This window comes from Burkholderia pyrrocinia (assembly GCF_003330765.1).
In the GTDB taxonomy this organism is placed as follows: domain Bacteria; phylum Pseudomonadota; class Gammaproteobacteria; order Burkholderiales; family Burkholderiaceae; genus Burkholderia; species Burkholderia pyrrocinia_B.
Map to the genome: position 1 here is coordinate 640,323 of NZ_CP024903.1, position 26,667 is coordinate 666,989.

27 protein-coding genes, 1 tRNA gene and 2 pseudogenes are annotated in these 26,667 nt (G+C 64.0%); 11 read left to right on the forward strand and 19 right to left on the reverse strand.

The window, feature by feature from the left end; translation table 11 throughout:
• Positions 1-4: 4 nt before the first annotated feature.
• Together tssF and tssG are read left to right on the forward strand one after the other, a co-directional pair.
• Entirely contained in the window at positions 5-1,819 is a 1,815-nt protein-coding gene (gene tssF, locus CUJ89_RS20305; protein ID WP_114179278.1) for a type VI secretion system baseplate subunit TssF, read from the forward strand.
• A complete protein-coding gene (gene tssG / locus CUJ89_RS20310; protein WP_114179279.1) occupies positions 1,816-2,751 on the forward strand; it encodes a type VI secretion system baseplate subunit TssG in 936 nt (311 codons plus the stop codon). The genes tssF and tssG overlap by 4 nt, the downstream gene beginning before the upstream one ends.
• Here tssG and CUJ89_RS20315 read toward each other — a convergent pair.
• Positions 2,743-3,953 (reverse strand): IS3-like element ISButh2 family transposase gene (locus CUJ89_RS20315; RefSeq protein WP_114176841.1). Its coding sequence is split into 2 segments (ribosomal slippage): positions 2,743-3,638 and positions 3,638-3,953, totalling 1,212 coding nucleotides; the frame shifts between segments, so codons are not numbered across the junction. The two genes, tssG and CUJ89_RS20315, sit on opposite strands and share 9 nt — an antisense overlap.
• Before the next feature lie 94 nt (positions 3,954-4,047).
• Here CUJ89_RS20315 and CUJ89_RS20320 point away from each other — a divergent pair.
• From CUJ89_RS20320 to CUJ89_RS20330, 3 genes and pseudogenes are all read left to right on the forward strand, one after another.
• Positions 4,048-4,266 (forward strand): annotated as a pseudogene (locus tag CUJ89_RS20320) (type VI secretion system baseplate subunit TssG); the annotation flags it as partial.
• Between the two features lie 13 nt (positions 4,267-4,279).
• Positions 4,280-4,810, forward strand: a complete 531-nt coding sequence (gene tssJ, locus CUJ89_RS20325; protein ID WP_236655043.1) for a type VI secretion system lipoprotein TssJ — start codon at positions 4,280-4,282, stop codon at positions 4,808-4,810.
• Between the two features lie 380 nt (positions 4,811-5,190).
• Positions 5,191-6,312 (forward strand): hypothetical protein, encoded by a 1,122-nt coding sequence (locus CUJ89_RS20330; RefSeq protein WP_152036650.1) that lies wholly within the window; start codon positions 5,191-5,193, stop codon positions 6,310-6,312.
• Between the two features lie 278 nt (positions 6,313-6,590).
• On the opposite strand, the gene CUJ89_RS37805 is transcribed toward CUJ89_RS20330, so the two are convergent.
• The 4 genes from CUJ89_RS37805 to CUJ89_RS20350 form a co-directional block, all read right to left on the reverse strand.
• On the reverse strand, positions 6,591-6,797 hold the full coding sequence (locus CUJ89_RS37805; RefSeq protein WP_152036651.1) for a hypothetical protein: 207 nt from the start codon (positions 6,795-6,797) through the stop codon (positions 6,591-6,593).
• A 247-nt stretch (positions 6,798-7,044) separates the two neighbouring features.
• Entirely contained in the window at positions 7,045-7,728 is a 684-nt protein-coding gene (locus CUJ89_RS20340; protein WP_236655044.1) for an SDR family oxidoreductase, read from the reverse strand.
• Between the two features lie 201 nt (positions 7,729-7,929).
• Complete coding sequence (locus tag CUJ89_RS20345; protein WP_114179284.1) at positions 7,930-8,865, reverse strand: alpha/beta hydrolase; 936 nt, start codon at positions 8,863-8,865, stop codon at positions 7,930-7,932.
• 47 nt (positions 8,866-8,912) lie between these two features.
• Positions 8,913-9,830: an alpha/beta hydrolase gene (locus CUJ89_RS20350; RefSeq protein ID WP_114179285.1), complete on the reverse strand. Its 918-nt coding sequence runs from the start codon at positions 9,828-9,830 to the stop codon at positions 8,913-8,915.
• 492 nt (positions 9,831-10,322) lie between these two features.
• On the opposite strand from CUJ89_RS20350, the gene CUJ89_RS20355 reads away from it, so the two are divergent.
• Positions 10,323-11,285, forward strand: coding sequence for a PDR/VanB family oxidoreductase (locus tag CUJ89_RS20355; protein WP_114179286.1), 963 nt, complete (start codon positions 10,323-10,325; stop codon positions 11,283-11,285).
• 146 nt (positions 11,286-11,431) lie between these two features.
• On the opposite strand, the gene CUJ89_RS20360 is transcribed toward CUJ89_RS20355, so the two are convergent.
• Positions 11,432-12,613, reverse strand: coding sequence for a porin (locus CUJ89_RS20360; RefSeq protein ID WP_114179287.1), 1,182 nt, complete (start codon positions 12,611-12,613; stop codon positions 11,432-11,434).
• Between the two features lie 481 nt (positions 12,614-13,094).
• On the reverse strand, positions 13,095-13,409 hold the full coding sequence (locus CUJ89_RS20365) for a hypothetical protein (RefSeq protein ID WP_236655045.1): 315 nt from the start codon (positions 13,407-13,409) through the stop codon (positions 13,095-13,097).
• Positions 13,410-13,859: 450 nt separating this feature from the next.
• Here CUJ89_RS20365 and CUJ89_RS20370 point away from each other — a divergent pair, with 450 nt between their 5' ends.
• A complete protein-coding gene (locus CUJ89_RS20370) occupies positions 13,860-15,152 on the forward strand; it encodes an acetyl-CoA hydrolase/transferase family protein (RefSeq protein ID WP_114179288.1) in 1,293 nt (430 codons plus the stop codon).
• Between the two features lie 132 nt (positions 15,153-15,284).
• Here the strand turns inward: CUJ89_RS20370 and CUJ89_RS20375 are convergent.
• Positions 15,285-15,369 (reverse strand) — tRNA-Leu (locus CUJ89_RS20375).
• A gap of 145 nt (positions 15,370-15,514) precedes the next feature.
• Here CUJ89_RS20375 and CUJ89_RS20380 point away from each other — a divergent pair.
• Entirely contained in the window at positions 15,515-16,840 is a 1,326-nt protein-coding gene (locus tag CUJ89_RS20380) for a leucine-rich repeat-containing protein kinase family protein (RefSeq protein WP_114179289.1), read from the forward strand.
• Positions 16,841-16,879: 39 nt separating this feature from the next.
• Here the strand turns inward: CUJ89_RS20380 and CUJ89_RS38955 are convergent.
• From CUJ89_RS38955 to CUJ89_RS20415, 8 genes and pseudogenes are all read right to left on the reverse strand, one after another.
• Positions 16,880-17,023: pseudogene (locus CUJ89_RS38955) on the reverse strand (LysE family translocator); the annotation flags it as partial.
• A 26-nt stretch (positions 17,024-17,049) separates the two neighbouring features.
• The gene (locus tag CUJ89_RS38320; RefSeq protein ID WP_201752379.1) at positions 17,050-17,223 is read right to left on the reverse strand and encodes a hypothetical protein; all 174 of its coding nucleotides are present in this window, start codon (positions 17,221-17,223) and stop codon (positions 17,050-17,052) included.
• Positions 17,224-17,255: 32 nt separating this feature from the next.
• On the reverse strand, positions 17,256-17,702 hold the full coding sequence (locus CUJ89_RS20390) for a copper chaperone PCu(A)C (protein WP_114179290.1): 447 nt from the start codon (positions 17,700-17,702) through the stop codon (positions 17,256-17,258).
• 83 nt (positions 17,703-17,785) lie between these two features.
• Positions 17,786-18,151: a copper homeostasis periplasmic binding protein CopC gene (gene copC, locus CUJ89_RS20395; RefSeq protein WP_114179291.1), complete on the reverse strand. Its 366-nt coding sequence runs from the start codon at positions 18,149-18,151 to the stop codon at positions 17,786-17,788.
• A 199-nt stretch (positions 18,152-18,350) separates the two neighbouring features.
• Positions 18,351-18,728 carry a DUF2946 domain-containing protein gene (locus CUJ89_RS20400; protein ID WP_114179292.1) on the reverse strand — a complete coding sequence of 126 codons (378 nt, stop codon included), beginning with the start codon at positions 18,726-18,728 and terminating at the stop codon, positions 18,351-18,353.
• Positions 18,729-18,810: 82 nt separating this feature from the next.
• On the reverse strand, positions 18,811-19,305 hold the full coding sequence (locus tag CUJ89_RS20405; RefSeq protein WP_114181466.1) for an SRPBCC family protein: 495 nt from the start codon (positions 19,303-19,305) through the stop codon (positions 18,811-18,813).
• A 56-nt stretch (positions 19,306-19,361) separates the two neighbouring features.
• Positions 19,362-19,664, reverse strand: coding sequence for a 2Fe-2S iron-sulfur cluster-binding protein (locus CUJ89_RS20410; RefSeq protein ID WP_114179293.1), 303 nt, complete (start codon positions 19,662-19,664; stop codon positions 19,362-19,364).
• Between the two features lie 81 nt (positions 19,665-19,745).
• Positions 19,746-21,650, reverse strand: coding sequence for a sigma-54-dependent Fis family transcriptional regulator (locus tag CUJ89_RS20415; RefSeq protein WP_114179294.1), 1,905 nt, complete (start codon positions 21,648-21,650; stop codon positions 19,746-19,748).
• A 493-nt stretch (positions 21,651-22,143) separates the two neighbouring features.
• On the opposite strand from CUJ89_RS20415, the gene CUJ89_RS20420 reads away from it, so the two are divergent.
• Both CUJ89_RS20420 and CUJ89_RS20425 read left to right on the forward strand, forming a co-directional pair.
• A complete protein-coding gene (locus CUJ89_RS20420; protein WP_236655046.1) occupies positions 22,144-22,419 on the forward strand; it encodes a DUF2964 family protein in 276 nt (91 codons plus the stop codon).
• A gap of 239 nt (positions 22,420-22,658) precedes the next feature.
• The gene (locus CUJ89_RS20425) at positions 22,659-22,946 is read left to right on the forward strand and encodes a DUF1488 domain-containing protein (protein ID WP_114179295.1); all 288 of its coding nucleotides are present in this window, start codon (positions 22,659-22,661) and stop codon (positions 22,944-22,946) included.
• A 241-nt stretch (positions 22,947-23,187) separates the two neighbouring features.
• On the opposite strand, the gene CUJ89_RS20430 is transcribed toward CUJ89_RS20425, so the two are convergent.
• Positions 23,188-24,489, reverse strand: a complete 1,302-nt coding sequence (locus tag CUJ89_RS20430; RefSeq protein ID WP_114179296.1) for an NCS2 family permease — start codon at positions 24,487-24,489, stop codon at positions 23,188-23,190.
• A gap of 764 nt (positions 24,490-25,253) precedes the next feature.
• On the opposite strand from CUJ89_RS20430, the gene CUJ89_RS20445 reads away from it, so the two are divergent.
• Positions 25,254-25,532, forward strand: coding sequence for a hypothetical protein (locus tag CUJ89_RS20445; RefSeq protein ID WP_114181468.1), 279 nt, complete (start codon positions 25,254-25,256; stop codon positions 25,530-25,532).
• A 165-nt stretch (positions 25,533-25,697) separates the two neighbouring features.
• Here the strand turns inward: CUJ89_RS20445 and CUJ89_RS20450 are convergent, their stop codons facing one another.
• Both CUJ89_RS20450 and CUJ89_RS20455 read right to left on the reverse strand, forming a co-directional pair.
• Positions 25,698-26,072, reverse strand: coding sequence for a DUF2917 domain-containing protein (locus CUJ89_RS20450; protein WP_114179297.1), 375 nt, complete (start codon positions 26,070-26,072; stop codon positions 25,698-25,700).
• A gap of 251 nt (positions 26,073-26,323) precedes the next feature.
• Positions 26,324-26,611, reverse strand: coding sequence for a hypothetical protein (locus tag CUJ89_RS20455; RefSeq protein ID WP_114179298.1), 288 nt, complete (start codon positions 26,609-26,611; stop codon positions 26,324-26,326).
• Positions 26,612-26,667: the final 56 nt, after the last annotated feature.

The window sequence follows — 26,667 nt, forward strand, 5'->3', positions numbered from 1 at the left end:
ACTAATGAAAAACGATGATCCGATCCTGCGCTACTACGAAGCGGAAATGCGCTATCTGCGCGAATCCGGCAAGGAATTCGCGAAGGCGCACCCCGATCGCGCACGCCTGCTCAACCTCGATCGCGTTGGCGATCGCGACCCCTACGTCGAGCGCCTGTTCGAGGGCTTCGCGTTCCTGACCGGCCGGCTTCGCCAAAAGCTCGACGACGAACTGCCGGAACTCACCGAGGGACTCGTGAGCCTTCTCTGGCCGCATTACCTGCGGATGATCCCGTCGCTGTCGGTGGTTGAACTCGTCCCGCCTGCGGAAAAGCTTCAGAAGACCGAAGTCGTGCCGGCGGGCGTGCCGGTGCGCTCCGCGCCGATCGCCGTGCCGCCGCCGGCCGGCGCCGAAGGCACGACGCCGAAAACGGTGCAGTGCATATACCGGACCACGCAAGCCGTCACGTTGCAACCGATCGCGATCACGCATGCCGGACCGACCGTGCGTCACGACGGCCGCTCGGTGATCCGCCTCGGGTTCGCGCTCGAAGGCGCCGCACGCCGCAAGGAAACAGATTTGTCGCGGCTGCGTTTGCACCTGAGCGCGGATCTGCCGACTGCGTTCGCGATGCACCTCGCGCTGACGCGCCAGATCGACACGATCCACTGGCGCATTCCGGAAGTCCGTAACGGCGAAGCGGTACCGCTCGACGGCGTCACGATCGAGCCGGCCGGGTTCTCGACTGAGGAACGGCTGTGGCCGAAGGCCGATGCGGCATTTTCCGGCTACCAGTTGCTGCTCGAGTATTTCACGTTCCGCGAGAAATTCCTGTTCGTCGACCTGTGCGGACTCGATATCGCGAAGCTCCCGGAAAGCTCGACCCGCTTCGAGCTGGAGATCGTGCTGAAGCATGCGTATCCATCGGACCAACGCTTCAGCGCGGAGAACGTGCGGCTGTTCTGCTCGCCCGTAATCAACCTGTTCGAGCTGGATGCCGAGCCGATCGGGATCGACCATCACGAAACCGAATACCGCGTGGTGCCGGCAGGCCATCAAGGCGAGCATGTCGAAACATATTCGGTCGACGCGATCGAGTCATTCGACCACGAAACGGCCGAGCGGTACGAATACGTGCCGTTCGCGACGTTCCGGCATCGCGGCGGCATGCTGCGCCATGAGGCACCGGAGCGGTATTTCCACACGCGGGTGCGGCCGGGTGTCTCCGGCCTTCACGAGACGTGGGTGATTCTCGGTGGTCACGCATGGGAAACGATGCAGAGCTTGCCGGAAGAAAGCCTGTCGCTGCGGGTGACGGGTACGAACGGGCTGTTGCCGCGCAAGGGGCTGCGGGAAGCGAGCCTCAATGAGCTCGCGACCAGCACGCAGAATGTCGCCGGGGTGCGCAATCTCGTGTCGCCAACGCTGCCGCTGTACCCGCCGACGGAAGACCGGTTCCAGTGGCGCGTGCTGTCGCATCTGGCACCGAACTTCCTGTCGATGATGAACGCGGAAGTGCTGCGCGGGGCGCTCGCGCTTTACGACTGGACGGACGACGAACTGAACCGTCGGAGGCTCGCGGGCATTTTGTGGGTATCGCAGGCGCTGATCGAGGAAGTGTCGGGTGGCTCGGTCGAACGGGGCGTACTGATCGAGGTGACGCTCGACAGCCATGCGTTTGCGGGCGAGGGCGACGTGATGCTGTTCGGTGAGTTGCTGCACCGGTTCTTCGCGCTCTATGCCGACATCAATCTGTTCACGAAGCTCGCAATCATCAGCCTGCCGTCCCAGGCCCGGATCGAATGGCCACGCAGCAAGGCCGAACGAGCGCCGCTATGAAGCCGCACGACCTCCCCAATCTCGACCCGCTGGTCGCGTCGTTGCTGGCGCGCGCACCGCGCATGAACTTCATGCAGCTGTGCCGGCTGCTCGAGGTGCGAGTGCCTGACCTGCCGGGATTCGGTGCGCGGGATTCCCTCGAGCATGAACCGGTGCGGTTCCGGCCCCGGCCGCGCATGGGCTTTCCGGCAGGCGAAGTCGCATCGGTCGAGGTCGACGACGGGTCGAACACATTCGGGCCCGATGCGCCGCCGACCGTGCGCACGACTTTCATGGGGCTGTACGGCGTCGACGCAGCGATGCCTTCGCACATGATCGACGAGATCGTGCTGCGTGAGGAAGGGCACGAGGCGGTCGAAGCATTTCTCGACCAATTCAATCACCGGTACGTCACGCTGCTGTATCGAGCCTGGCGGAAGTACCGCTATCCCGAGCACTTCCGTCCCGGTGGCGTCGATGTGCATTCGCGCAACCTGCTGTGTCTGGCCGGGTTCGGCTGGGGCGACAAGCCGAAGCGTGCCGGCTTGCCCGATTCACGGATGCTGGCGCTCCTGGGGCTCCTGATCCAGCGCAGCCGCACGCCGGAAGGGTTGGCGGGCGTCGTCGCGTTGGTCATCCCACGCGTTGCCGTACGGGTGGACGAGTTCTGGCCCGTCGTGACGTCGTCGGGCCGGCCACGGCCGCTTACCGCGGCCGGTGACGCTACGCATAGGCCGGAAAACGGGAAGCGTGGCGGTTTGGGCAGTGGCTACGTGCTGGGCAAACGGATGGCGTATCGCAGCCGGGCGGTGCGCGTGACGCTCCAGCCCGCCGATGCGGAACAGGCGCACGGCCTGCTGCCCGGCGGGACGCTGCATCGCGACTTGATCGCGTTCGTGCAACTGTATGTCGGTGGAATTGACCCTGTAATCCCGGACACAGCTTCACACTAAGGTTGCTGAATCCATCGAGCGCCGGAACTCGCGAGGCGAGCGGTATTTCAGCGCGCTATGGGGATGCTTCTCGTTGTAATGCTCGAACGCGATAGCCAGATTGTGTGCAGCGGTCGCCGCGTCCGGCTTCGGCATGAAGGCGACGTAATCGCGCTTCATGGTTTTCACGAAGCTCTCTGCCATGCCGTTACTTTGCGGGCTGCACACCGGCGTGGTCAACGGCTTCAGGCCTATGTCCATCGCAAACCGGCGCGTGTCGTCGGCCGTGTAGCCCGAACCGTTGTCGCTCAACCACTCGATTTCGGATGGCGTATGCAACGCATTGCCGAAGCGATTTTCCACCGCAGCCAGCATCACGTCGCGCACGATGTCGCCGCTATGGCCTGCCGTCGTGGCCGCCCAGCTCATCGCCTCGCGGTCACAGCAGTCCAGCGCGAACGTTACGCGCAGCGGCTCGCCGTTGTCGCAGCGAAACTCGAAGCCGTCGGAGCACCATCGCTGATTGCTGCGACCGACAGCCACCTTGCCGTCATGGCGACGTTGCGGCCGAGGTGGAATCGGTCGGCGCTGCATCAGCAGCCCGTGCGTACGCATGACGCGATAGATGCGCTTGGCATTGAACGGCACCAGCCCAACGGCAACACGCTCGTTGCGCAACGTGCCCCAAACCCGGCGATAGCCATAGCTGGGCAATTCGCCGACGACACGGCGGATTTCTTCGACTACGCTCGCATCGTCGGTCTGCCTCGATTGACGGCCATCGCGCCACGTCGCCGGACGCGACAGTCGTGCCGATACGTTCGAGCGCGACACGCCGAGAACTTCACAAACCAGTTTCACTGGTCGTCCTCCGGCAGCGAGGGCGAGTGCGCTATCCATTTTTTTGCTCGGCCATACTCGACTGCTTCGCGGAGAATCTCGTTCTCCATGGTCTTCTTGCCGAGCATCCGTTGCAGCTCGCGAATCTGCTTGAGCGCGTCGGCCAGTTCCGATGCCGGAACCACTTCCTCGCCAGCCTTGACCGCTGACAGGCTCCCGTCCTGGTACAGCTTGCGCCAGTGGAACAGTTGGTTCGGGTTCACGCCGTGCTGGCGCGCGACCATCGAAACCGACTTCCCCGGCTCGAAACTCTCGCGAACCATCGCCAGCTTTTGCTCCGCCGTCCAGCGCCGCCGACGCTCCGGGCCCGTCAACACATCCATCACTTCCTGCCTGGTGTTAGTCAAAAACACAGTCCTATGCCTACCCGTTAGTTTAAGCGGGAGACTGTGTCCGGAGATTCAGGGGGCCGTTCCAGTCGGCGTCAAGGCCGACGTGCACCTGCGCATGGAGGTCTCGTCGCGGCACGCACCGGAACCGGCGATCGGTCCGGGACATGCCGGTCCGGTGCCGCGGCTCGGCTGGACCACCGTGCTGCCTGCCAGGGAGGATCGCCTGATCAACATCGCGCTCGGCGTCTACGAAGCTTTCCCCACCCCCGGACCCAATCCGCACCTGATTCCACGACATGCATGACCGGAGAATGCCGATGTCCATTCGTTTCACGATTTCAACGCTTGTATTTGCCATGCTTCTATCGGCGTGCGGTGCCTGGCAGGCTGTTTCCGATGCTTCGTCAGGCGCGTATCACGCGGTGGTCTTCAAGCAGGTGAAGGTGCTCAACGTCGATCTTTCGGCTCGCGAAGCACTGAACCCAGATGACGCCGGCCGGCCAACGTCGGTTGCCGTACGCGTGTACCAGCTGAGGGACCGCAAGCTGTTTGACGGCGCATCGTACGAGGATCTCCTGAAGAACGACCGAACCGTGCTCGCGCAGGACCTGCAGGCGAGCATGGCGTCCGTGCTGAATCCGGGGGCATCTGCGAGTCTCGCGCAGCCCATGCAGGCCAACACGAAGTACGTGGCGATCGTCGCGTTTTACCGTAACCCGGGCAACGGCGACGGCTGGAAATACGTGATCGGGAAGAAAAAAGTCGACGCTGACAAGCCGTTGAAGCTCGAACTGGTCGATCAGTTGCTTGTTGCCCTGGATGGCGCGCCTGAGCATACCTCACGGTGACGTTCGCTCCACGAAGGACTGCTTTCGATGTCGGCACGAAATAGCCTCCCGCGCGACCGGAATCCGAAGCGCGAAGTGGTGGAGCGGGAAAATCACATCGACATCGTTTGTGGCGTTGGGGGCCGGACGGGCGGGTCGAGTTAGGGTGATCGCCGCCAGGCGCGCAATGTTGCGCCTGCCGGATCTCCAACGCGCCAAATGTAGCAGTCGGGGCACGAATGAATCGTTTTTGGGTGTTGGTGCACAAATCTGGAGAGCGTCGGTCATCATGCGTGCCCACAATTCATGTCTGCGGCCCCCTTGTGGAACGGTTCAGTCGCGCCGACTAGGTGCGGGCCTGCAACTCACTTTTTACAATTCCTTATTCTCAAACGATCATCATGCACAATCGCGCACTTTTCGCTTGTATTGCCGCTGCGTCACCCGCTCTCGTTGCTGCCGCTTCACCAGTACCGATCGACGTGAAAACGATCGCGTACAAAGGATCGCTGCCCTACGTCGAATCAGGCGATGCCGCGCGTGACGCCCGCATCAACAATCGCATTTTCCTTGACATGGCCGAGCAGCCAGCCCCGGCCAGATATTCCGACGGCATCAAGGTGTCCAAGGTACAGGACGGACTTCAAGGCAGCTCGGATTTCAACTTCTCGGTGTTGCGTAACGATGATCGAATGCTGGCAATCGAAGTCGACGCCGAGGGCTGCGGCGCATATTGCGAGCATTACTCGAGATATTACAACTTCGATGCAGCGACCGGGCGATTGATCTCTGCTGAGGACATATTTACGCCGACAGGTGGTGTGACGTTGCGGAAGAAGAACCTCGCGAAACGGGAGGCTGAGTACAAGAGAGCCATCGCCGATCTGAGCAAGGATGCCGTAGCTAACCGCAAGAAGAAGGGCATCGCAACACCTTGGCCCGACGGCAGACAGGATGAGGAAGAAGAGCACATTACGTCGGCCATCGGCATGTATGAAAACTGCCTGGAGTCGATGCATTCATCAGATTATGGAAATTACTACAAATGGGTGGATATCCCTATGGAAATCAAGGACGACTCCATCACGTTTCTGTATGGTCGTTGCAGTAACCACGCTATGCGGGCGCTGGACGACGTGGGCGACCAGAAGGTGACTTATAAAATCGAAAATCTCGCGCCGAATCTCACTGCTTACGGCAAGTACCTTCTAATGAGTGGTCCACAGGCTGCGCCGCGAGCTGAACCGTACCGGCAAATTCTGCAAGGTCGTGTGGGGCCGGCGGCCATCACACTGCTATTGTCCGATCTTTATAGCGATGGGTCGCTGTCCGGTATCTACTTCTATGGCAAGTACCGCAAGCCAATCGCGCTGAGCGGCAAGGTGAAGGGCGATGTCGTCGAGCTTACCGAGGCCGGGAGCAGCGATACGCCGAACCCGCAGATTCGGGCCACGATCAAGGGCGACAAGCTTGAAGGTCAATGGATCGGTAATAAGACGTTCGACTTCCGGGCCGCGCCCTGATCACCGTGCGTGCATGTTATTCGATAATGGCATGGCGTCGATCGGGACGGCGGACGGCGCGATTGTTCGCGAGGAAGATCTTATCGTCCGATTCTCGACCGGCGTCGGCACCGGCCATCGGGATGCTCGCACAACGGAAAAGCAGGCCAGCCTCACGGTAGACGACTATGCTGTCGCGGGCCGCCGCGCCATGGCTTGCAACACTCCCGTCCCATAAGCGGTGCTGGTCGGCGCCACAACTACGTGTTTCCTAGTCCATTCGAAGGTATCCGTACCGGTTAAAAACAAGCGTCTTCTTGTCGGTACTCAGAACTCGACGAGATGGCTTCGAAGGCGACCACAAGTAATGTGCGAATTGCCATGACCAGTGCGCCGAAACTTTCAGGTGATAAAGGGAAGCTGCCGACACTCGGAACAGCTTGATGCGACTTCGTGCCGAACGCGGTCGGATGTCGGACGAAGAAGTTGGGGTTCGGATTTTTCACCTGCCCTCCAACGCCGTCACTAGGGAAGAGAACGTATACGCGCGCACCTAAAATATTCCGTCGCGGTATGTATGCGTTTTGAACAAGTCCTCTTGCTTGTGGACTCGCGACATTTCTACCGTATAGTCAGATTCTTGGGTTGGTTCGCTTTCAGTTTCGCTGAGGCTGGCGGACGCCGCGAAAAGCAATCGCCGGTGATGACGGCAATCCTCCCGTCGAGATACTGTAATGTCATCTGCAATGCGCGTTACATGAAATAAGGCTTGTCGCCGTCGCTATTCAGCTTGTTGACGCCGAGGTTTTCTCCCACATGCAGCTCGGGCTCGGCAATGATCCTGGCGATCAGATCGGCTACGCTTTTGCGCGACACCACGGTGCCCTTGAAGGGTTCGTTCCTGGACGTGAGCTCGTAATCGATCTCGACCTCGTCCATCAACCACGCCGGGCGCAGGATCGTGTATTGGAGATCCGACGCTTCGATCGCATCGGCCGCACGACGGAACGGCTTGAGGTCTTCGCCGATGATCGCGTTGTTCCAGTCGCCGAACTTGCCCGGCACTTCGTCGTAGATACCGAGCGACAGCACGAAAACGAGACGCCTGTCGCCCGCGGCCTGCATGGCGGCGATCACGATCTTCGCCTGCGCGTCGAGATCTTCGCCGGTGAGGTTCGCATAGACGATGTCCTGTCCTTGCACGGCGTTCAACAACAGCGTCCTGTCGAGCACGTTGCCGATGACGACCTTCGCGTTCGACGGCGTATCGCCGAGTTTTTTGGGGGTGCGTACGAGCAGAGTCTGGCTGACGTTCCGGTCGGCCGCGAGTGTGTCGATCACCCAGCGGGCGATCTGGCCGTTTGCGCCAATAATGAGGACATGCTTCACGATACGGGCTCCCTTTGCGTTGATGGCGATGCCGCCGGCGGCGCGCACGCTCCTTTGCGGCGCGCGGTCGGCGCCACGCTGGCGCCATCCGCGCGAACAGCTGCGCTGTCGCGAAGCCGATACCGCTGCTCGCGCCCGTGACGATCCGGTCTCGCCGGAAATCCGGAATTCTATGAAATATCGTTCGTATGACTAAGATACGGCTGGCGTGTGCCACGCCCGCCAAGCAAGCCGGCCCGTGGCTCGAGCCTAGAGCGTTTCCTTGAAGAACGGCACGACCTTCTTCATGGCGATGCCGACCGGTTCGGGCTTGTCGTACAACTCATAGTGCGACCAGCCTTCGGCCACGACGATCTGCTTGTTCTTCGAGCCGGCCCGGCTGTAGATCTCCCAGCCATCACGGTAGGCGCCGAAACCGCCCGGCTTGTCGCCGATGACGACCAGCAGCGGCTGGGTCAACAGCACTTCGGCGTTCAGGAAAGCATCCCAGCCCATCGCGGCGCTGCTGAACGACATCAGCTGGCTGGTGGCGCCGTTGGGTTGCTGCCCGCGCGCGGTCTTGTAGTACTCGGTGGCTTCGAGCACGTCGATGTCGGTAATACCGGCTTTCTTGCCCGCTTCGACGGAATCGGGCAACAGGTTGGCCACATGACGTCCGCCACCCTGGGCCTCCGCGGTACGCATCGCGGCCATGTTCTCGGCGAATTCGAGCGGCTTGAAGTTGGCGAAGCCTTCGCGGATCAGGCGGCCGTAGTTCACGCCGGTGATCGACACGAGCGCCTTGATGCGGTGATCGGTGATGCCGGCATGAACGGTGTAGGCGCCGCCACCGCACACGCCGATCGCGCCGATGCGGCCGGCATCGACATAGGGCAGCGATTGCAGGTAGTCGACCGCGAAGCGGATGTCCGACACGCGGATCGACGGATCTTCGATGAAGCGCGGCGTGCCGCCGCTCGCACCCTGGAAGCTCGCGTCGTGCACCAGCACGACAAAGCCTTCCTCGGCCAGCCCCTTCGCGTAGATGTTGCCGGCGGTCTGCTCCTTGCAGCTGCCGATCGGGTGCGTGCTGACGATCGCGGGGTACTGCTTGCTCTCGTCGAAACCGGGCGGGAAATAGAGGTCGGCAGCCGTGTCCCAGCCGAGGTTCGGGTAGGTCACGCTCTTGATGTTGCTCGTGCTCATGAATGACTCCAGTCAAATGGGGGCGCGGGCACAGCCCGCGTACAGGTTTACTTCAACGTGCGCCGGAAAAACGGCGCGAGCACGGATACGGCTTCGTCCACGTATTGCGGCACGTCGTACAGCGACATGTGATTCGCACCTTCGACGATGTGCATCTGCTTGTCCTGGCTGGCGGCGCGCGCGAGCAGGTCGTCGCTCATCCACTTGCTGCCTGCCACGCTGCCTGCCACGGCCAGGATCGGCTGGGTCAGGAACGCTTCGGCCTTGTTGTAGGCGTCGTAGGTGATGATCTGGGTCAGATCGCGGGCCAGCGCGAAGCCGGGGGCGTTCGGGTGCTCGCAACGCGGCGTGTGGTAGTACTCCCACGCTTCGGCCAGCTCGGGATTGGGCGCGTCTTCCTTCTTCATCGGGGCGAGCGGGATCGTGGCGTAGCCGGCCTGGCCGGCGTCATGGGTCCGCGCCTGCGAGCCCGCTTCCAGCAGCCCGATGGCATCGGCGTCCTTGACGGTGTTTTCCCAGCCGTTGCGGAACATCTGGCCGATGTTCACGGCGCTCACGGTGCCCAGCGCCTTGATGCGACGGTCATTGATGGCAGCGTTGGCGCTGTAGCCCGCGCCCGCGCAGATGCCCATCGCGCCGATGTTGTCCTGGTCGATGTAAGGCAGCGTGGTCAGGTAGTCGATGACGGCACTCACGTCCTCGGTGCTGACCGACGGATTCTCCAGCTGGCGCGGCTCGCCCGTGCTCTCGCCCTGATAGGAGCGGTCGAACGCAATGGTCACGAAGCCTTGTTCCGCCAGCTTCCCGGCGTACAGGCCGGCCGTCTGCTCCTTCACGCCGCCGCCCGGGTGAGAGACGACGATGGCCGGGTACTTCCTGCTCGCGTCGAAGCCGGCGGGGAAGTGGATCACGGCTGACGTCGTGATGCCTTGGCCGTTGAGATTCTTGAAGCTGACTTTCTGCATGACGACCTCCTGGATTGCAGGGGAAACGAGCGACTTGCGAAGGCTTATTCGCGAGCGTGCTGCCAGGTTCAAATGGTAGGAACCGCATCGGCCATCGGCAAGCGCCGGCCAGCTACTACACATGTAAATCCAGCTTAACAATGCAGGCCGCTTGTCCCCCTGGAAGGTGATGCCCGGTGGCATGCGGCCTTCCTATCATTGGTCTGGTCGTTCATGCAGGTGAATGAGCCCGCGTCGCGTGCGTCGGCGCGCAATATCCGCCGCAAGCAGGGAAGCGGCCCGAAGTACGGAACGTCGAAATGAGTCGAATTGACATCGAACGGCCCGCGCCTCTGTAATCGAAAAATCAGGATGACGGAACAGCGATGCCTGTTCGACGTGCATCGACATCGACACGATGCATCCGCCGGACGATGAACGTCGTCCGTTTTTATCGGGTTGACGAACGCGGACGCACGCGCTTGCGGCGTTCGACGAGGAGAGGTGACGAGCATGATCGACGGGCTGCAAGTCCGTGTTGCGGGGCGGCGTGACGAAGCCGCCGACATCTGCAGTTTCGAACTGGTTCACGCGGATGGCCTGCCGCTGCCGCCGTTCTCGGCGGGCTCGCATATCGACGTGAGCGTGCCCGGCGGCCCGACGCGCCAGTATTCGCTGTGCAATGCACCCGACGAAACGCATCGATACCAGATTGCCGTCCTGCGCGATCCCAAGTCGCGCGGCGGGTCGGCCGGCATGCACGATCGGGTGAAAGTCGGCGACGCGTTGACGATCAGCGTGCCGAGGAATCATTTCGCATTGGCGCATGACGCCACGCACAGCCTGCTGCTGGCAGGCGGCATCGGTGTGACGCCGATGCTCTGCATGGCGGAACGGCTCGCCAGCATCGATGCGTCGTTCGACCTGCATTACTGCACGCGTTCACGCGCGCGCACGGCATTTCTCGACCGTATCGCCCGCGCACGCTACGCCGGCCGCGTGCAGGTTCATTTCGACGACGAAGCCGACGGCCAGCGCTTCGATATCGCGGCACGGCTCGCCGCTCCCGAGAACGGCACGCAGCTGTACGTATGCGGACCCAAGGGTTTCATGGATGCGGTGCTGACCATCGCGCGTGCGAGCAGGTGGCCGGAAGCGCAACTGCATGTCGAGTTCTTTGCCGCAGAGGCGCGACAGACGGATCGGGATGGCCGGTTCGAATTCGAGATAGCGAGCTCGGGCAAGGTGATCGTCGTCGAAAAGAACGAATCGGTCGTACGGGCACTCGCGAAGGCCGGCATCGACATCGAAACGTCGTGCGAGCAGGGGGTGTGCGGGACCTGCGCGACCCGCGTGCTCGCGGGAGAGCCGGAGCATTTCGATCTCTGCCTGACGCCCGACGAACGGGCAGCGAACGACCAGTTCCTGCCGTGCTGTTCCCGGTCGAAGTCCGCCAGGCTGGTTCTGGATCTGTAAGCGGCCCGCTGGCTTCGACGACCGGTTCCGGATCGTCGTGACGGATTCGAAACGCAGCGCGCGCCGCAACGATTCCCCCGCGATGTCTGCGGCGGAATCGTTGCGGCGCGGCCTGTCGACTGGATGATCGCAGCCGTCGGGGCGCGTCAGAACTTGTGTCGCATCGCGATGCGCAGCGCCACCTGATGATTGGATGTCGACGGCGTCAACTGATTGATCGACGCGACCGCGCTTCGGCCGGTCGAATCGGTTCCGCTCGCGCGCTGATACGAGCCGACGAAGTAGACATCCGTCCGTTTCGACAGGAAGTAGTCGGCGCCGATCGACCCCTGGTTGTAGTGGGCGCCCCCGACCGCATCGGCGCCGCTGTTCTTCGTGTAGACATAGTTGGCGCCCACGACAAATGCCGGCGTGATCTGGTACTTCACGTTCAGTTCGGCATTATTGAATTTCGCGGTTCCACCGATGCCGCCGGCGGGCACGGGGCCCGTCGAGGTATCGCCGAGATGACGGTACTGCGTGTTCGAATAGGTCGCACCCAAGGTCAGCGAACCGATCGTGTAGGCGGCGCCCGTGCCGATCACCTGCAACGTATGCGCTGACGCATAGCCCGAAATCACGGGCGATGCGCCGAAGTTCGAGCCGGGCACTTCGTTGACCGTCGGAGCGACGGTTCCCCCCGATCCGTAGAAGGACGTGTTCGGGTTGCGCACGTTGAGATAGCCCGCGCCGAATGAAAACGGACCGTTCGAGTAGCGGGCGCCAGCCGACCAGATCTGGTTGCGTCCCGTGCGACCCGGCACGCCGCCCAGCGAGTAGAGGGCGGTCGCGGTCACTCCGTGAAATGTCGGGCTGGTGTACTTGATCGCGTTGTTGACGCGGTTGGTATTGTTGAAATTGTCGTTGTCGGACGGATGGGCGGCCAGGTAGCCGCCCCATTGATCGCCCGCTTCGAGCAGGCCGACCGAATCGACGACGGAATCGTATTGACGCCCGAGGGTGACGACACCGTACGGACCGGAAAGGCCGACATAGACTTGCCGACCGAATTCGAGGCCGCCCTGGCCGAGCTTGCCGGTATTCACGTCAAAGCCGTTTTCCATCACGGCGACCACACCGTAACCGCCGCCGAGGTCCTCCTGCACGCGCAATCCCCACCGGCTGCCGTTCAGCACGCCACTCGCGAGGCTGTACAGGTGATGGCCGGATGCGTTGCTGACGTAGTTGAGCCCTTCGTCGAGGATCCCGTACAACTGCACGCTGCTCTGCGCATTTGCCGTGCCGCTGATGCAGCCCATCGCTGCGCAAAGCGCAATCGTCTTTTTCATCGAACGTCTCCAAATCTCTTCTGAATTTATGTGTCGTGACGTAGCAATCAGCGGACGAATGATTGATTCGGATAACTGATAGACAGGGGTAGTTCGGGATCAATCGACAACGACCTTTCACCCGTCTCATCCGAACCTGCAACGTCCTGCTGTCGCAACGTTCGGTGATTAGATGCGTGGCTGACGTCACCGTCAATTGATTGGGCTATCCGATTCCGTGCAGTGAAACAGGCGTGCGCCAGGCCTCGTGGCGAGCGTGGAGACCCTTAAGGGTAAAGCCGCATCGCGCGGCCTTGCCTGCAATATGTCGTGGGAAATGTCGAGGCGGTTGCTGCATCGGGCGTGATCGCGGATGACCGCCTGCACATGTTGATCGTGCCGACTCGTGGAGGCGATCCGGTAGCGCGATTGAAGATTTGTCTGCGGCGTTTGACCGGCGTCGTGCACATGATTGCTTTTCGGCGCTTGAAGGATGCCCCGCCTATTTCACGAGGTGAATCCTTCTTCCGGATCCGGTGGATTTCGACGGCGTCTCGATGCGCCCGGAACCACCACCATCGACGTTTTCCTTTGCCATCCGCATCGCCTGGTCGAACTGCGTGCCGGTGGCAACGTGGCGATGATCCACGCTGACCAGCCATCCACGCCCGCTGTGGCACCAGCGTATCCGCCGCTCGTCGAGCAACGCAGCGAACCATCGCCACAGCGCGGCGTCTTCCGCGTTGGCGCTGTCACGCGCTGCCGCGCGCGCGATCGTCATGCTCGATGTGTAAACCTCGGTTCGTTGCTTTTGCATCGTTTGAGCCTTGCAATTAGCCAGGCTGGCCCGTCGATTCCGCAGCCGCCTCGAACGGATCGCCGACGAGGCTCACATCGGCCACGCGTTCGACCGGGACCCATACCTTCACCTTGTGTTTCCTTTTCCAATCAACAATCCGCCGCCAGTCGTGTGGAAAAGACCGTGGCACTGCCGTAGCGTCAACAGTGTCGGTTCGACTGTCGTCACGTCAATACCGTTTGCCCAATGATTCCGTACTTCGGAAGCCGTGCGGGAGATGTGGAATCGGGCCTGCCGGGCAGGCAGTACGTGTCGCACGAAAAGGCGGGACGCTGGCATTCCGACGTACGGAACAGCGTCCGGCCGTGCATTGACGCGTTCATTGGTGCCGCACACGATGGATGTCGATACCCGTCGCATTGCCCGACGATTCGGGGCGTTCAGTGCGACATTCGACCATGTCCAGCCATGAACCACGCAGAACTCGCAATTCCGGTCGGTTCGGCCGATGCCCGCCAGGCCGGCGACTGCCGCGCACTGTCCACGCTCATTCGTCCCGGCGATACGGTGATGTGGGGCCAGTCGCACGCCGAACCGGTGACGCTGATGCGCGCGCTGGTCGCCCAGCGGCACAGCGTGAAGTGGATCCGCCTCTTTCTCGGTATCGGCCTCGCCGACATACTGGCCCCCGAACATACCGACGCATTCGATTTCCTCGCCTATTGCGGCAGCGGCGCCAACCGCAAGCTTGCGAGCGCGAACGTGCTCGACATTCTCCCCGCGCACTATTCGCAATTGCCGGAGCTGATTCGCAGCGGTGCGTTGCGGATCGACGTCGTGATGTTGCAGGTCTCGTCGCCGGACGAGCACGGCCGCTACAGCCTCGGGCTCGCGCGCGAGTATCTGGTCGAAGCGGTGAAACATGCGCGGGCGATCGTCGCGGAAGTGCATCCCGACGTGCCCTGGACTTATGGCGGCCCCTATTTGCGCGCGGCCGACATCGATTTGCTGGTGACGTCGGACGCGTCGTTCCCGAACGCCGCGCCAACGACGCCCGGGCCAGTGGAACAGGCGATCGGGCGGCACGTCGCGCCGCTCGTGGAAGACGGCGCGACGCTGCAGACGGGCATCGGCGCGATTCCGGACGCGGTGATGGCGGCACTCCACGGCAAGCGCGACCTGGGTGTGCATACCGGCAGCATCGGGGACGGCGTCGCGGCGCTGTGCGAAGCCGGCGTCGTGACGAATGCGCGCAAGACGATCGACGCGGGGATCTCCGTCGGCGGGGTGATCATCGGCTCCGCGCACGTGCGCCGTTTTGCGCATCGCAATCCCGCGCTCGAACTGCGCGGCACCGAATACACGCATAACCCGCACGTGCTGCGTCGGATCGACCGCTTCGTCGCGATCAATTCGGCGGTGGAGGTGGACCTGACGGGGCAGATCAATGCCGAGGTCGCCGCGGGTACCTACGTCGGCGCGATCGGCGGCGTCGGTGATTTCCTGCGCGCGGCGCAGATCAGCCGCGGTGGCGTGCCGGTTGTCGCATTACCGTCCACCGCAGGCGTGCACAGTCGCATCGTGACGCGGTTGTCGGGCCCCGTCACGGTGCCGCGTAGCGACGCGTGCGTGATCGTCACCGAATACGGGATCGCCGATTTGCGCGGCCTGTCGCTCGCGCAGCGCATGCCGAAGATGATTGCCGTCGCCCATCCCCACCATCGCGAGCGGCTGGAGCGTGAGGCCTGCGCACGCTGCTGACCGGGCGTGGCGCGCCGGTAGCTTTCATCGCGACGATCTCGCCTGCATGACGCGCGATGGCAACAAAAAACCCGCGAAGCCATGCACTGTCGCGGGTTTTTGGAAATGCTCGAAACGCGGGGAAACCGCATCTGGTGCCGACGGCGAGACTCGAACTCGCACAGCTTTCGCCACTACCCCCTCAAGATAGCGTGTCTACCAATTTCACCACGTCGGCACTGCACTGCAAGGGGCGCCATTCTAGCGTCACATTGCGCGTTTGTGAAGGGGATGTGACACGGTGGACGACTGCGCGAAAGCGATCCCGGTAGAATTCATGCGACCGGTCCGACGATCATTGCCATTGCTACCCGCTTTCCACCGTGACAACCACTCTCGAACAACTGCAGGCCGGACAACTGTCGGGCGCACGGCAACTCAAGCTCGCATGTGGGTTGGCCGAATTTCCGCGCGAGATCTTCGATCTTGCCGACACGCTCGAAGTGCTCGACCTGACCGGCAATGCGCTGTCCGCACTGCCGGACGACCTGCCGCGACTGTATCGCCTGCGCATCCTGTTCGCGTCCGGCAACTGCTTCACCGAGTTCCCTGAGGCGCTCGGCGCATGTCCGCAACTCGACATGATCGGCTTCAAGGCGAACCGGATTCGCACGGTACCGCGCGGCGCGCTGCCGCGCGCGCTGCGCTGGCTGATTCTCACCGACAACGACATCGATGCGCTGCCCGCCGACATCGGCGACTGTTCGCGGTTGCAGAAGCTCATGCTCGCCGGCAACCGGTTGCGCGCGCTGCCTGCTGAAATGGCCGCATGCCGCGCGCTTGAACTGGTGCGCGTGTCGGCGAACCGGCTGGATGCGTTGCCCGACTGGCTGCTGCACCTGCCGCGCCTCGCATGGCTCGCGTACGCCGGTAATCCGTTCAGTGCCGCGCCCGAGGCCGCGGCGTCGGCCGGGTCTGCGGTCACGGACGTCGACTGGGCATCGCTTTCATGCGAGCAGAAGCTGGGCGAAGGCGCGTCGGGCGTCATTTACCGTGCGCAATGGCGCGCGAACGATGGCCCGCCACGGGCGGTCGCGGTCAAGCTGTTCAAGGGCGCGGTGACGAGCGATGGCCTGCCCGATTGCGAAATGGCGGCGTGCCTGCACGCCGGCAGTCACCCGAACATGATCCCGGTGATCGGCAAGGTGCGCGGGCATCCGGACGGCACGCACGGCCTCGTGATGGAACTGGTCGATCCTGCGCTCGCGAATCTCGCCGGGCCGCCGAGCTTCGCGTCCTGCACGCGCGACGTGTATGCGGCCGACGCCAGATTCGAGCCGGCGGCAGCGGTGCGGATCGCGCATGGCATCGCGTCGGTCGCAGGCCATCTGCACACACGCGGCATCATGCATGGCGACCTGTATGCGCACAACATCCTGCACGACGGCGAAGGCGGCGCGTTGCTCGGCGATTTCGGTGCGGCGTCGCTCTACGACGTGAACGACGGCATGCACGGCGCCCGGTTCGAACGGCTCGAGGTACGGGCGTTCGGCTATCTGCTCGGCGAGTTGCTCGAGCGATGCGAACCGCGCACGTGGACCGGCAGGAACGCGCTCGATGCGCTGGCGGCGGCGTGTTTGAGCGAGGACGTCGACGCCCGGCCGTCGTTCGACGAGATCACGGCGGCGCTGGCCGCGCACCAGCCCTGACGGCATCGCGCCGCAGGGCCGTGCTCCGGATTGCGCCGCTTATGCTTGCCGCGCAGTCAGCAGCTTGATCCCGAGCCCGACGAACAGCAGCCCGCTGGCGCGCTTGAGCACACGCACCGCACGACTCATGCCGAAGCCGCGATGGAACCGGCGCACGCCGGCCGAATAGACGCTGTGAACGACCCGAATCCGCCGGAACCGGGCCGGCGTCAGCGCGCGTCGCGCATGCAGTACGCGGGGATCGGGGGCGGCGTATCGATCGCAGCCGGCCGTGTCATCCACGCGATCCACGCGGCCCATAACCCGCAGACGATCAGCACGGCGATATTCAGCGGCGTCCGGTAGCGGACGATCAGGTCGGCCAGCGGCGGGCAGTTTTTCATGTTCGACTCCTTCGATCGTGGCGCATACGGCGTTACTGGCCGGTGTACGTCGGCGCCTTGGCGTCGCAGGTCACGGACACCGTCGAGCCGTCCGCGAAATGCAGCCGGAACGGCACCTTCGCACCGGGCGCGACGGCCTGGCGCGGTTGCTCCAGCATCACGTGATAGCTTTTCGGCTTGAACGTGACCGTGCCGTGCGCGGGCACCTCGACCGCATCGACGTGAACCATCTTCGCGGTGCTGCCGTTCGTCTGCGTTTGATGCAGCATCGCCATCCCGAACGCGGGCGTATCGATGCCCGTGAGCGTGACGGGCGCGTCGCCGTCGTTCTTCAGCGTGAAGTAACCGGACGACGGGACCGTCGAAGGCATTGCGCGGATCCAGCAGTTTTCTGCGTGAACGACCGGTGCGGCGAACGTAGCGGGGGCTTGCAGCGCCAGCAGTGCGAACATCAGGCTGATTGGAATTGAGCGTTTCATGGTTCGTTATCCTTATAGGGTGTGCTGCGGAGAGCATCGGTGGCGATGCAATCGGCGCGGAACGCCGATGCACATCGCGTGCGTCACTTCAGCGTGAACGTATAGCGGCCTTGCGTGCGATGGCCGTCGCTGGCCACCGCGATCCACGCGACCGTGTACGTGCCGGTCGTCAGGCTGGCCAGCGCGACGTGCATCTGCTTCCGGTTGCCGGCGTCGACGGCCGATTTCCCGTCGGCGACCGACTGCCCGTGGCTGTCGGTGACGGCGATCGAGCTGAAGGCAGGCTCGAGCGCTTCGCTGAAGTCGATCGTGACCGCGTGCGGCGCGGCCGAAAGCGTGGCGTTGGCAGCCGGTTCCTGTGTCTTCGGGAGCGCATGTGCGTGGGCGGCCTGGATGACGACGAAGCCGAGTGCGGCGAGTGCGCCGCGAACGAAAGTGATGGTTTTCATGACTGGATGTGCGAGTGGCGAATCGGATGGAGAAACACGGATTCGACGGACGGATGCGCGCGCGGCCAACCGCGCGCGGCACGACGCCGCGCGCAACACGGCGGGGCATGATCGTCCTTCGAAACGTGACACGTCACGCACGCCGGCGGCGTGCGCGGACCACGCGATGCGCTACGGCATCACGCGTGACGACGACGGTTCAGGACGCGAACGGAGGGGCGCGCGGTTGCGCGGCCGTGAGCGGCAGCGCGCGGCGCAGGCTTTCGAAGCGGGTGGCTTCGCGGTGCTGGATGACGCGCACGTTGGCCGCGAACGTCAGTTCGGGCGCGGGCAGTGCGGGCGTATGGGCAAGCAGGCTGCAATAGCCGCATGCGTGGAGGTGGGCCTGCAGGCTTTTCGACGATGGATCGGCCGCGTGGTCGGCGGCAGCCGGCGCGGCCGTGCAGTAGCCGGCCAGCAGCGCATCGACGCGCCCTTGCGTAGTCAGCGCCTGCGAGATCGTCGGCGCGAGCGCCGTCATCAGGATGGCGAGCATCCCGATCAGACTGCCGATCTTCCGGAGACGACGACTCAGCATGCGATGCGCGGCGGCGTGTGGACGATGATGGAGCGGATTATGCCACGCACGTCGCGACGCGGGCATGCGGCGTTGCGGCACGCTATGCGTGCTTCGCCAGATATTTCGTGATCAGCATCATCTGCGCGGCCCAGCCCTGATCGTTCATCTCGCGCGCCTTCGCGCGGCGCGCTTCGATCAACTGGTCGAAACCCGTTTCGGTGACCGTGAGCAGCGTGCCGCCGGCCTGTGCGGCGAGCGCGAACGTGACGAGCGTCATCGGCTCGGACGTGTAATCGAAATTCGGGTCGATCGCGAACGGATGCCAGCGAAACGAGAACAGTTGCTTCGGCTCGACGCGATCGACGACGATCTCGAACACAGTGCCCGCATAGGGCTCCTGTGCCTTGGCGACGTCGTCGTCGACGCGCGTCGGCGTGATGCGGCCGAACAGCGGCTGGCCGGCCGCGAACGGCCCGTCGAACGTGACGCCGAACCACAGGCCGAATTCGCCGGAATTGCTGACCGCTTCCCAGACGCGGTCTGGCGGCGCCGCGAGCAGGGTCTGTTTTTCGATGCGATCGGTTTGCGGGGTCATGACGTTCTCCATGCAGGATCAACCGTTGCAGGACGGCGCGCGACCGCGCGCCGTGTCTAGTCGAGCATGACCGCATCGGGTACGTCGAGCACGAGGTCCGACGTCGCGACGGCCACGCACGGCAGCGTATAGCCGTCGGCCTTTTCCTCGCGGCTCAGCCCAGGCCATTCGATCGTGTAGCGTACGCTGCCGCTGACGATCCGGCAAAGGCAACTGCGGCACGTGCCGTTGCGGCACGAGCGCGGTAGCGACACGCGCGCGAACGCGGCGGCCTCGAGCAGCGTCAGCGAATCGGGCGCATCGAAGCTTGCGCCGAGCGGCTCGATGCGCACGAGAGGAGGGTGTTCTGGATCGGTCATGGCTGAAGCGGGCGGCGGTTCGACGGCAACGCGGCAAGCATACCCGAAGCCGCCAGCCGCTGGGCCTGCCGGCCGCTGGCGTCAGTGCCGGCGCAGGTACCGGTACACGGTATTGCGCGCGAGACCGAGTTCGCGCGCGGCCGCCGATACGTTGCCGCCATGCCGCGCGAGCACGGCGTCGATCACCGCGGCCTGGTGGTTTTGCAGCGTTGTCCCTTCGCGCGTGTCGGCCGATGCGGCCGGTGTTGTTGCGGCCGGCGCGGCCGGTGCGCCGTCGCAGTCGAGCCAGAAATCGTCGGGCAAATGGGCGAGCGCGATTTCGTCTTCGTCTTCGGCGAGCATGCCGGCCGTGCGCAGCACGTTGGTCATTTGTCGAAGGTTGCCGGGCCAGCGGTGTCGCGCGAACGCGTCGAGCACGTCGGCCGCGAGGCGGCGCGGCATCGGCTCGCTGCGGGCGAGCCGCGCGAGAATCCGGTCGACGAGTGCGGGCAGGTCGGTGCGCGCGGCGAGCGCCGGCAGCGTGACCGCGAGCCCGTTGATCCGGTAAAACAGGTCTTCGCGGAACGTGCCTTCCGCGATCATCGCGCGCAGGTTGCGATGGGTCGCGCAGACCACGCGCACGTCGACCGGCACCGCGCGCGCGCCGCCGAGCGGCATCACCGCGCGCTCCTGCAGCACGCGCATCAGCCTGACCTGCTGCGCGAGCGGCATGTCGCCGATTTCGTCGAGAAACAGCGTGCCGCCGTCGGCCTGCACGATCTTGCCGGGGCTGCCGCGCTTGCGCGCGCCCGTGAATGCGCCGTCCTCATAGCCGAACAACTCGGCCTCGATCAGCGAATCGGGCAGCGCCGCGCAGTTGACCGCGACGAACGGGCCGTCCGCGCGCGGCGATGCCTGGTGCAGCGCACGGGCGAGCCATTCCTTGCCGGTGCCGGTCTGGCCGAGGATCAGCAGCGGCAGGTCGCGCCCGCGAATCTTCGCGACGCGCTCGAGCACGGCGGCCATACGCGCGTCGCCGGTGTCGAGCGTCGCGAACGTGATTACGTCGGGGTCGGGCGTACGCACGCGTGCGACTGGCGCGGGCGGGGTGACGGCGACGGCCGTCCGGTGCGCTTCCGCGAATTCGCAGCGTGCGAGCACGCGTACGCCGGTCGGCAGCGTGAGACGGAACGTCGCGCCGGGCGCCCGTGCCGCCTGCTGCGCGAGCTGGCCGAAGCGCATGCCGAACAGCGCGTCGCTGCCTTGATGTTGCAGCGCATCGAACGGCGCGCCGAGCTGGAATTGCGCGCTGCGGTTCGCGGCGATCAGCCCGCCGTCGGGGCCGAACGCGACGAGCCCGGCGAACAGCGAGTCGACGCATTCCTCGTGCGCGTGAAAGCGCAGCCGCAATGCTTCGGCGCACTGGTTCGCGAACAGATGGTTCTCGATCAGTTGCGCGGACATCCGCACGAGTGCGAGCGTATGCGGGCTGGAGCCGCGCGGGTCGCCGCTGACGTCGAGCGTGCCGAGCGTGCGGCCGAACGGGTCGAAGATCGGCGCGCACGAGCAGGTGAGGATGTGGTTGGCCTGCAGGAAATGTTCGGCGCCGTGCACCGCGACGGCCTGGCCCGATGCGAGCGCGGTGCCGATCGCGTTGGTGCCGCGTGCGCCTTCGGCCCACGAGACGCCGGTGCACAGTGCGACGCGGTTGGCTTTCTCGATGAAGTCCGCGTCGCCGATGCTGTGCAGGATCACGCCGTCGGCGTCGGTCAGCAGCACGAGGCTTTGCGTATCGGCGATTTGCGCGTGGAGGTTTTCCATGACCGGGCGCGCGTGCGAGAACAGTGAGTGATTCGTGTCGAGCAGTTCGCGCAGCGCGATGCGCGACAGCGGCGAGAAATCCGGGCGCTCGTGTGCGCGCAGGCCGACCGCGGTCGAACGCGCATGCGCCTGCGCGAGCAGGTCGGTGCGACCCGCGGTGGCGGGCAGCACGAAGGATTGCGGCATGACTTGTCTCCTGTCGACCCGAGTTAGCGCTTTAGCGGTTACTCGGGTCCCATGCTTCGCGGTCGACCCGAGTTAGCGCTTTAGCGGTTATGTCGGACCGAGTTAGTGCTTTAGCACTTACTCGGACCCCATGCTTTGCATCGGGTCCCATGCTTCGCGGTCGACCCGAGTTAGCGCTTTAGCGGTTATGTCGACCCGAGTTAGTGCTTTAGCACTTACTCGGACCCCATGCTTTGCATCGGGTCCCATGCTTCGCGGTCGACCCGGTTAGTGCTTCAGCACTCACTCGGGCCCCATGCGCCTCGATCGGCTACTTCCGTGCCCCGGTACTTGCCGAAGCTTCATCGCCGAAACGATCTGCGGATTCCATGCGCCGCTTGCGGCGCACCATCGGTGCACGAGGCCGACCGTCCGGGTACGCATCATCATACAAGCGCCGCGTGCGATATGCGACTGCGAACAAAATCCCCTTGCTTTTAAGCGCCCGCCTGCAATGATGGAAATGGAGCACGCACGCGCCGTGTTCCGCATTGCAACATGCATGCGACGCGACATGCATCCGTTCGGGAGACGGATCATGGTTCGGACAGAACTGAGAGTCGTGCTGGCGGCCATCGCCACCTTCATCATGCTGGGCGGCATTGCCGTGGCGATCCACGGGTTGCTGTTCGATCTGACCGATGCGGTGCGATACGGGGCGGCCGCGATCGCGGTGGGCGCCACGACGGCCGCGGTCGCGCTCAACGTCTGGCCCACCGATCCGCACTGACGCCCGTTTCCGAAACGGTGCCGGATGTCGCTCTGATCAGATGAAATGCGCGTCGGAACGACGCACACCGGAATATTTGTCTCCTGCGCGAAACCGTCTAAAGTGAAAGCAACCGGCATGCATCGTCCGCGCTATACCCCGCGGGCTGTGCCTCTGCTGGCGAGCCCGCGTACATTTCGTCCGGCCGGTAGCGGACGACGGACGCGGTCATTCGTTTTCTACCGGTCGAGGCGGCTTCCATGCAGATCCATTTCACGAACGAGAAGCCTGAGTATTCGGGGCGCGACCTGATGCTTGAGTTCACGGCGTTGGTCAATGGCGAGCGCGTCCAATGTCAGATCACCGCCGAGGCGCTGGAAGACCACTTCGGCGCGGCATCGCCGCGCTTCGAGGATATGGTCGGCGCATTCGACCAGCACCGCGAGCGTATCGAGGCGGCCACCCGGCGCCTGCTGTCGGAGACGCGCGCGCAATGCGTGACGCTGCGCAGCGGTTACGTGCGCTTCTACGAGGCCAACTGGCGCTGACGAAACGACGCTCGTCTTGCGGCGCGCATCGCGGGCGGTGCGCACGCGAAGACGTTGCCATCTACGCAATGCCGTTCGGCGGGGCCGCGCGGCATTTTCGTATGCGTGCCGTGCCGGATCGTTCGTGTGCCGGCATGATCAGGCGCGTCGATTCGTCAGGATCGCAGACGAAATCGTGCGAAATCAAAAACGCCACCCGAAGGTGGCGTTGCTCATCGTGCGGCGCAGCGATGCGCCTCGGTCATTCGCTGCCGAGATAGAAGAAGCGGAACAGGAATACGGCCGCGATGATCCACACGACCGGCTTGACCGTACGGGCCTGGCCCGTCAGCAGCTTGAGGCCGCCGTACGCGATGAAGCCGAACGCGACGCCGTTCGCGATCGAGTACGTGAACGGCATCAGCAGCGCGGTCAGCGCGGCCGGCACGGCTTCGGTCGCATCGTCCCACGGCACGTCGACCATCTCGCGCAGCATCAGGCACGACACGTACAGCAGCGCTGGTGCCGTTGCATAACCCGGCACGACGCCGGCGAGCGGCGCGATGAACAGGCACGCGAGGAACAGTACCGCGACGGTGAGCGCGGTCACGCCCGTGCGGCCGCCGGCCTGGACGCCCGATGCGCTTTCGATATACGCGGTGGTCGACGACGTGCCGAGCACCGAGCCCGCGACGATCGCCGTGCTGTCGGCGAGCAGCGCCTTGTTCAGGCGGTTCATCTTGCCTTCGACGAGCAGGCCCGCGCGGTTCGCGACGCCCATCAGCGTGCCCGTCGCATCGAACAGTTCGACGAGGAAGAACACGAGGATCACGTTGATGATGCCGGTCGACAGCGCGGCGCCGATGTCGAGCTTGAACAGCGTCGCGTCGATCGACGGCGGCGCGGAGAACACGCCGTGGAACTGGTTGTCGCCGAAGAAGAACGACAGGATCGTGACGCCGATGATGCCGATCAGGATCGCGCCGCGCACGCGCAGGTGGTCGAGCGTGACGATCGTGAAGAAGCCGATGATCGCGAGGATCGTGTCGTGCTTGTGCAGGTCGCCGAGCGTGACGAGCGTGGCCGGGCTGCCGACGATCACGCCCGACGTCTTCAGCGAGATGATGCCGAGGAACAGGCCGATACCCGCCGTGATGGAAATCCGCAGCGCTTTCGGAATGCCGTTGACGATCGCCTCGCGCACGCGGAACAGCGTGACGAGCAGGAACAGGCAGCCGGAGATGAACACCGCGCCGAGCGCGGCCTGCCACGTGAAGCCCATCCCCTTGACGACCGTGTACGCGAAATACGCGTTCAGGCCCATGCCGGGCGCGCAGGCGATCGGGTAGTTCGCGTACAGCCCCATGATGATCGACGCCAGCGCCGCGACGAGGCAGGTCGCGACGAACACGGATTCCTTCGGCATGCCGGCGTCGCCGAGGATCGCGGGGTTGACGAAGATGATGTAGGCCATCGTCAGGAACGTGGTGACGCCCGCGAGTATTTCGGTGCGGAAGTCGGTGCCGGCTTCAGCGAAGCCGAAATACCGCTTGATGGATTCCATGAAGGCGTTTCTCCGGTCGGGTTGTCGTGTTGCTTGTTGTGCCGAATTGTTGTAAAGGCAGGCAGCGCGCGGCCGGCTTACTGTAACCAGCCACTATTGCCCGGCTATCGGCGGATTGTAATAGCGCGGATAGCTCGGACGATATAGTTGGGGGCGCGATCGGCTGCTTGCGCGCGAACGGTCTGGCAGCCCGGCCGCGCGACGAAGGCGCGCATTTTACCGGTTCGGGCGGGGCGGGCCGGCAGAAATGACGGAAAGGGGAGCGGGAGGCATGAACAAGGCAGGCCGATGCGTGCGCAACGGTGCGCCGGTCGCCTCGCGCGTGGCGGGTGCGCGATGACATCCGACTGAAACGGAACGCCCGCATGCTGCACGAGTGCGGTGCAGGCATTGCATGTGCGCGAACCCGCGTGCGCGGCCGGTGCGGATGCGCAACGGCGTGCAGCGGCCGTTCGTCAGTCCGGGCGGGTTCAGATTCGGGCTATCGTGCGCCGAAGCCGTCCCGTCCGCAACTGTCATTTTGCGATGCGGGGGCGACTGTGGTTTCTGTGTAAAAGATTGCAAGACCCCATCGCGTAAACCGGCAAGTCTTTCTAGGATAGATACACCGCGCATGCACGCGCCGGCCGGTAATTGCCGATGCGGGGGAGTCGCAGTCCGTGCAGGCCAGGCGGTGAAGTGCGGTCAAGGCCGTTGCGCGTTCGGGCAGGCACGGCCGATTGCGATTGCCCGATGCGGGTTCGTCCGTAATCACGGAGGTCAGCATGTTGAACTGGATCAGCCGTTGGGCGATGCGACACGCCCCCACGCCGGAAAAAACCGCTGCGTCGATGCTCGTGACGGCGCGCATGGAACTGTTCACAGCCGAACAGCGTGTCATCGATGCGAAATTACAAGCGGATTACTGGCGCGCACGTGTGTCATTCCTCGAGGAGGTGCAGAAGCAGGGCATCGATCCGTGGGTGACCTCGCAGGCATCGCAACGACCCGAGCTCGATTCCACTCCACGAGGCACGGGCCCGCGTCTCGCCGCCAGCACCTGATGCACGTGCTGCATCCGGTGGCTGCGCACGGCGCGCGATCGCTCGCGGCATGCATCTGCGTGCCGCGTCATTCGATGCGCACCCGCGGCGCGTTGCGCTGCGGGTGCGTCCGTTTCCGGTTGCGGCCGTTCCGCGTCTCGCGTGCGTGACGGCGCGTCAAGTCAATCATCCACTTCTTCGCCATACCCCGACGAGCAAACGTTGCACTTGCGCGAGCGTGCGTCTGAACCGCTCGCCGCGACGCACGTAAGCGATCGTGATCGACGCTTCGGCCGACCGGTCGGCATCGGTGCCGAGCCAGATGCGGTCGCCGCGCGCGATGCGCAGCACGTCGCCGGGCCGTACCCAGTAATCGTCGATGCTCGGCGGGCGCGTGATCCACAGCGCCGAGCCGTGCGCGCGAATCTCCGCGTCTTGCGGCGCGCGCCAGGTCATCGTGGTGCGCGGCGCGACCGCGAAACGGATCACGACAGTCGGTAACGCGATCGTGCCGGCGCGGCGCCGATCGGGACGGTCAAACAGCGGGCTTGCCTGGTCCATCGTCTTCTCCACTCAGTGAACCGGACGGATGACGTGCACCAGAACAAAAAGGCCTCATCCGTTTCCGGTGAGGCCTTGTGTGACATGCGGTACTGCTCGGATGCTAACGCACAAGCGCCTCCCGTGATCCATTCTTTCGAATGTTCACCGGGCAATGATTCGCGATGGCGATGAGCTTGAACGTAGGCATGCGAACGAGTTTGTCGTGGCAGCGCGGTGATGTCAACGTTATTTTTTGAGATACGTGGCGGTTACGCGTCGCGTTGCGCGAGCCCGTTCACGAGCAGTTCGGACAGCAGGCCCGTCATCCCTTCGGGATGTGTGGCCGCGCGCGCCTTGAGCTGTTCGACGAGTTCGGCGTTGAGCTTGCACGCGAACGGCACGAGCCCTTGCTCCTGGTCGAGCTTGCGCTGCGCGCGGCGGTCGAGCTTGGCCGCGTCGTCGGCACTCTTGCCGAAACGCGCGGCGCCCGACTGCTTCATTGCTTGCGTCAGCTTGAGCGCCTTGTTCTTTTCGAGATCGGTTTTCTTCATGGTCATCGCAGCACCTCCGGGAAATGAAGCCGCGATTGTACGCATTTCGGCGGGCGCTGCCC

Bases quoted from the DNA above. Each gene is read 5' to 3' on its own strand.
- CUJ89_RS20330 (WP_152036650.1), top strand. From the start codon at position 5,191: ATGCACAATCGCGCACTTTTCGCTTGTATTGCCGCTGCGTCACCCGCT.
- CUJ89_RS38320 (WP_201752379.1), bottom strand. From the start codon at position 17,223: ATGAAAAACTGCCCGCCGCTGGCCGACCTGATCGTCCGCTACCGGACG.
- CUJ89_RS20450 (WP_114179297.1), bottom strand. From the start codon at position 26,072: ATGGACCAGGCAAGCCCGCTGTTTGACCGTCCCGATCGGCGCCGCGCC.
- tssF (WP_114179278.1), top strand. From the start codon at position 5: ATGAAAAACGATGATCCGATCCTGCGCTACTACGAAGCGGAAATGCGC.
- CUJ89_RS20415 (WP_114179294.1), bottom strand. From the start codon at position 21,650: ATGCCGCAATCCTTCGTGCTGCCCGCCACCGCGGGTCGCACCGACCTG.
- CUJ89_RS20405 (WP_114181466.1), bottom strand. From the start codon at position 19,305: ATGACCCCGCAAACCGATCGCATCGAAAAACAGACCCTGCTCGCGGCG.
- CUJ89_RS20365 (WP_236655045.1), bottom strand. From the start codon at position 13,409: ATGCAAAAGCAACGAACCGAGGTTTACACATCGAGCATGACGATCGCG.
- CUJ89_RS20430 (WP_114179296.1), bottom strand. From the start codon at position 24,489: ATGGAATCCATCAAGCGGTATTTCGGCTTCGCTGAAGCCGGCACCGAC.
- CUJ89_RS20390 (WP_114179290.1), bottom strand. From the start codon at position 17,702: ATGAAACGCTCAATTCCAATCAGCCTGATGTTCGCACTGCTGGCGCTG.
- CUJ89_RS20425 (WP_114179295.1), top strand. From the start codon at position 22,659: ATGCAGATCCATTTCACGAACGAGAAGCCTGAGTATTCGGGGCGCGAC.
- CUJ89_RS20410 (WP_114179293.1), bottom strand. From the start codon at position 19,664: ATGACCGATCCAGAACACCCTCCTCTCGTGCGCATCGAGCCGCTCGGC.
- tssG (WP_114179279.1), top strand. From the start codon at position 1,816: ATGAAGCCGCACGACCTCCCCAATCTCGACCCGCTGGTCGCGTCGTTG.
- CUJ89_RS20355 (WP_114179286.1), top strand. From the start codon at position 10,323: ATGATCGACGGGCTGCAAGTCCGTGTTGCGGGGCGGCGTGACGAAGCC.
- CUJ89_RS20455 (WP_114179298.1), bottom strand. From the start codon at position 26,611: ATGACCATGAAGAAAACCGATCTCGAAAAGAACAAGGCGCTCAAGCTG.
- CUJ89_RS20350 (WP_114179285.1), bottom strand. From the start codon at position 9,830: ATGCAGAAAGTCAGCTTCAAGAATCTCAACGGCCAAGGCATCACGACG.
- tssJ (WP_236655043.1), top strand. From the start codon at position 4,280: ATGTCCATTCGTTTCACGATTTCAACGCTTGTATTTGCCATGCTTCTA.
- CUJ89_RS20420 (WP_236655046.1), top strand. From the start codon at position 22,144: ATGATGGAAATGGAGCACGCACGCGCCGTGTTCCGCATTGCAACATGC.
- CUJ89_RS20360 (WP_114179287.1), bottom strand. From the start codon at position 12,613: ATGAAAAAGACGATTGCGCTTTGCGCAGCGATGGGCTGCATCAGCGGC.
- copC (WP_114179291.1), bottom strand. From the start codon at position 18,151: ATGAAAACCATCACTTTCGTTCGCGGCGCACTCGCCGCACTCGGCTTC.
- CUJ89_RS20400 (WP_114179292.1), bottom strand. From the start codon at position 18,728: ATGCTGAGTCGTCGTCTCCGGAAGATCGGCAGTCTGATCGGGATGCTC.
- CUJ89_RS20345 (WP_114179284.1), bottom strand. From the start codon at position 8,865: ATGAGCACGAGCAACATCAAGAGCGTGACCTACCCGAACCTCGGCTGG.
- CUJ89_RS20445 (WP_114181468.1), top strand. From the start codon at position 25,254: ATGTTGAACTGGATCAGCCGTTGGGCGATGCGACACGCCCCCACGCCG.
- CUJ89_RS20370 (WP_114179288.1), top strand. From the start codon at position 13,860: ATGAACCACGCAGAACTCGCAATTCCGGTCGGTTCGGCCGATGCCCGC.